5 protein-coding genes are annotated in these 4047 nt (G+C 42.3%); all 5 read right to left on the reverse strand.

The window, feature by feature from the left end; genetic code table 11:
• Positions 1 to 45 precede the first annotated feature (45 nt).
• The gene (locus WBJ10_RS01735) at positions 46 to 579 is read right to left on the reverse strand and encodes a YceI family protein (RefSeq protein WP_424287827.1); all 534 of its coding nucleotides are present in this window, start codon (positions 577 to 579) and stop codon (positions 46 to 48) included.
• A gap of 368 nt (positions 580 to 947) precedes the next feature.
• Positions 948 to 1367 (reverse strand): OsmC family protein, encoded by a 420-nt coding sequence (locus tag WBJ10_RS01740; protein WP_424287828.1) that lies wholly within the window; start codon positions 1365 to 1367, stop codon positions 948 to 950.
• 120 nt (positions 1368 to 1487) lie between these two features.
• Positions 1488 to 2741, reverse strand: a complete 1254-nt coding sequence (locus WBJ10_RS01745; protein ID WP_424287829.1) for a sulfate adenylyltransferase subunit 1 — start codon at positions 2739 to 2741, stop codon at positions 1488 to 1490.
• On the reverse strand, positions 2741 to 3646 hold the full coding sequence (gene cysD, locus WBJ10_RS01750) for a sulfate adenylyltransferase subunit CysD (RefSeq protein WP_424287830.1): 906 nt from the start codon (positions 3644 to 3646) through the stop codon (positions 2741 to 2743). Before cysD ends, WBJ10_RS01745 begins: the two co-directional genes overlap by 1 nt.
• 143 nt (positions 3647 to 3789) lie before the next feature.
• Positions 3790 to 4047: phosphoadenosine phosphosulfate reductase family protein (locus WBJ10_RS01755; RefSeq protein ID WP_424287831.1), on the reverse strand; the 258-nt coding region annotated here is incomplete at its 5' end.

The raw sequence follows: 4047 nt of genomic DNA on the forward strand, positions 1-4047 counted from the left end.
GTCATTGCGAGTGTAACGAAGCAATCTCGAAAGCTATAATACTCTTTATACTTGTTTAGCAAACTGTACGTTGATGTCCAGTTTAATTTCGTCTCCAACAACGATAGCACCTGCCTCGGTAACCGCATCCCATGTTAGACCATATTCTTTACGGCTGATCTTCCCTTTAATTTCAAACCCAGCTTTTTCATTGCCATAGAAATCGGTTGCTGTACCGCCATATTCAACACTCAGTTTTATAGGCCTGGTTAAATCTTTAACTGTCAAATCTCCCTGAAGAACGTAATCATCACCATTCTTTGTGAAAGAAGTAGATTTAAAATTGATCTTAGGATATTTCTCCGCATCGAAAAAATCTGCCGACTTCAAGTGCACATCCCTTTGTTCCTGATTGGTGTCAATGCTGCTGACGTCTAAAGAGAAGTCAATCTGTGCATTTGAAAAATCTTCATTTTCGGTCTGGAAACTACCGTCAAATTCCTTGAAAGTTCCGGTAACAGTTGAGATCACAAGGTGCTTTACCTTGAAATGAACCTCTGAATGTGTGGGGTCTAAAGCCCATTTGGTTTTCTGTGACATATCGTTTTGTTTTAGTTTTTGGATATACAAAGATAGGGCAATAGATGTTGTAACATGTAATATCAGTGTCACATGTTAGAGCAAGGAATAAGGAGCAAAGAATAAGGACTTGGACTAGGTTACTTTGTACGTGTAGATTAGAATTGAGGTCTACACCAAACCGTGTAATAAAAAATGAAAGGAAATTTTCTCAAATTTCCATCTTTGTTTTAACTCCTCGATTTTGATTGCCAAGAACCAGGTTTCTAAGTAGTTAAATACCTTAGTGGGGCAAATACCTTTTTTTGAGCCGACCATTCCAAATTTCCGATCATTGTCCTTGTTCTTTGCTCTTTGATCCTTGCTCTCTATTAAAAGGACTTTCCTGATTAAGAATTAATATCCACGGTATAAGTAATCTCCACTCCCCCCGCGACCAGCATATCATGCACCGAACAGTATTTTTTCACTGCGAGTTCTGCAGCACGGTCGGCCTTGGCAGGATCGATGGTGCCTTTGAGGGTAAAGGTCATATGAATCTTTGTGAAGATGGTTGGAATTTCTTCACGACGCTGTGCCTCTACAGAAACAGATAAATCCTGCAGATCTTGGTTTTGTTTTTTCAAGATACTTACCAGGTCGAGGGAGCTGCATGAAGCGAGGGCCATCAGTACCATTTCCATAGGCCGCACGCCCAATCCTTGTCCGCCGATATCCGGCGAACCGTCGATATGTACTTTAACTGTTGATGATGGTGCAGATGCCTCGAAATGGACGGCATCGTTGACTCTTTTTAGTTCTACTTTCACTGCAATAAATTAGAAAATTTGAGAATTTGAGAATTAGCAAATTAGGCGGGCAGCACATTTGCTAATTTTCAAATTTACTCATTTACTCATTCCCATTTACTAATTCTCTATTTTGCTGATTTACTCATTAATAAGGGCTCTAAACATCAAAGCTCCTACCGTCAAATTAGTACGACTGTCTATAAGTATCGCCCCACCATTCTGCTTATTATCCTGATAAAGGTCAAATGCCAATGGATCTGCCGTTTTAATCACTATCCGGCCAATATCATTTAATTGGAAGGTATCTGCCGGTATTTTTTCAAGCGTGTTGATATTTACCTTATGAAGCATCTCCCTGATTTTACATTTCGTCTGTTTGCTGTTGTGCTGAATCAGGTACATCATCGAATCATCCAGAGGGCGGGTATCCATCCAGCAAAGATCTGCTTCAATAAGCTGCGATACAATGGGCTCATGGGATGAGTTTACAAGGATATCTCCACGGCTGATGTCAACATTATCTTTGAGATGAAGAGTAACCGACATCCCGCTATGGATTTCTTCCTGATCCTTACCGAAGGTTTCTATTCTGCTGATTTCAGATTTCACGCCCGATGGGAGGATCGTGACCTTATCATTTAAGTGAAAGCTGCCGCTGGAAACTCTTCCGGCGTATCCTCTGTAGTCGTGAAGCTCATCCGTTTGAGGCCTGATCACCCATTGCACTGGCATACGCGCTTGTGGCGATTTCTCATCCTCATTGACAGCAATAGTCTCCAGGTGATCCAGAAGGCTCTTGCCAGTGTACCAGGGCATATGGTCGGATACATTTACTACGTTATCCCCTTTAAGGGCACTTACCGGTATATAGGTCACTTCATTTAAATGAAGCTTCTTCGCGATATCAAAATATGCCTGAACAATGGTATTAAAGGTTTCTTCCTTATAATCAACCATATCCATCTTGTTGATGCAAACAACAACATGTTTTAGTTCAAGAAGCGAAACAATGAAAGAATGCCTGATTGTTTGTTCAACAACACCATTCCGGGCGTCCACCAAAATAATGGCAAGATTAGAGTTAGATGCGCCCGTAACCATATTCCGCGTGTATTGGATATGCCCCGGAGTATCTGCAATAATGAACTTTCGCTTATCGGTTTGGAAATATTTATAGGCAACATCAATGGTGATGCCCTGCTCACGTTCGGCTTTGAGGCCATCGGTTAATATAGCCAGGTCAATCGTACCATCATCATTCTTCCTGTTCGATTGCTGTAACGCTTCCAGCTGATCTGCAAGTATAGATTCACTATCGTAAAGAAGCCGGCCGATGAGCGTACTCTTACCATCGTCAACACTTCCAGCTGTAAAAAATTTAAGTAAATCCATTAAAAATATCCTCCCTTTTTGCGGTCTTCCATTGCAGCTTCAGAAACCTTATCATCCATACGGGCACCTCTTTCGCTGATCTTTGAATCCCGTATTTCTTCAATTATATCATCTATTAAAAACGCATCTGATTCAACCGCTGCAGTACAGGTCATATCTCCCACGGTACGGAACCTCACATTTTTATGCTGCACAACATCCTGCTCATCGATGTTCAGAAAATCTGCTGCTGCCATCAACTGTCCGTTTCTGGTAATTACGTCGCGTTGATGGGCAAAATATATCGATGGAAGCTCTATCTTCTCTCTTTTGATATAATTCCAAACATCCAGTTCAGTCCAGTTGCTTATCGGGAATACCCTGACATTTTCACCTTTGTGGATTTTTCCATTATATACATTCCAAAGCTCGGGGCGCTGGCGTTTTGGATCCCATTGACCGAATTCATCGCGGACAGAGAATATCCTTTCTTTTGCGCGGGCCTTTTCTTCGTCCCTGCGGGCGCCGCCTATACAGGCGTCAAATTTATTTTCGGCAATCGTATCTAAGAGTGTAACAGTTTGCAAAGCATTTCTGCTGGCATTCTTGCCCGTTTGCTCTATCACTTTACCCTGATCTATCGAATCCTGAACATATCCTACGATAAGCTTTTCTCCCAGCCTTTCAATCATCTTATCCCGATAACTTATGGTCTCGGGGAAATTGTGTCCTGTGTCAATGTGCACCAAAGGAAACGGAAACTTACCCGGCCTGAATGCTTTTTCCGCCAGCCTCACCAATGTAATTGAATCCTTCCCTCCTGAAAACAGCAATGCTGGTTTTTCAAACTGCCCGGCAACTTCCCGCAATATGTGTATTGCTTCTGCTTCCAGCTGGTCTAAGTATGTAGTGTCCTGTTTATTCATATGTTTTAAAAATCGCACCTGGTGCGTTTACTATTTTTCGTTTTAATGGTAGTCCAGACCTTTCAGTCCGCCCAGACCCCTCAGTCCGCCTGGGGCGGACAGCTCCCCTTTGCAGGGGAGCAAAATCCTGGTTAATTTTAATGTTAACTCGTCGTGTGTAGACCACACTCTTTTTTACTTTGATCTTCCCACCACCATCTTCCGGCGCGGAAATCTTCGCCTTCCTTTACAGCGCGTGTACATGGAGCGCAACCTATACTCGGAAAGCCTTTATCGTGAAGCGGATTGTAAGGGATATTATTCTCACTTATATAGTCTTTTACTTTCTCCAGCGTCCAGTCGAAAATAGGGTGGTATTTCAGCAGCTGATTTCCTTCATCCCATTCCACATTATCCATATG

It is taken from the genome of Daejeonella sp. (assembly GCF_049655485.1).
GTDB lineage: Bacteria > Bacteroidota > Bacteroidia > Sphingobacteriales > Sphingobacteriaceae > Daejeonella.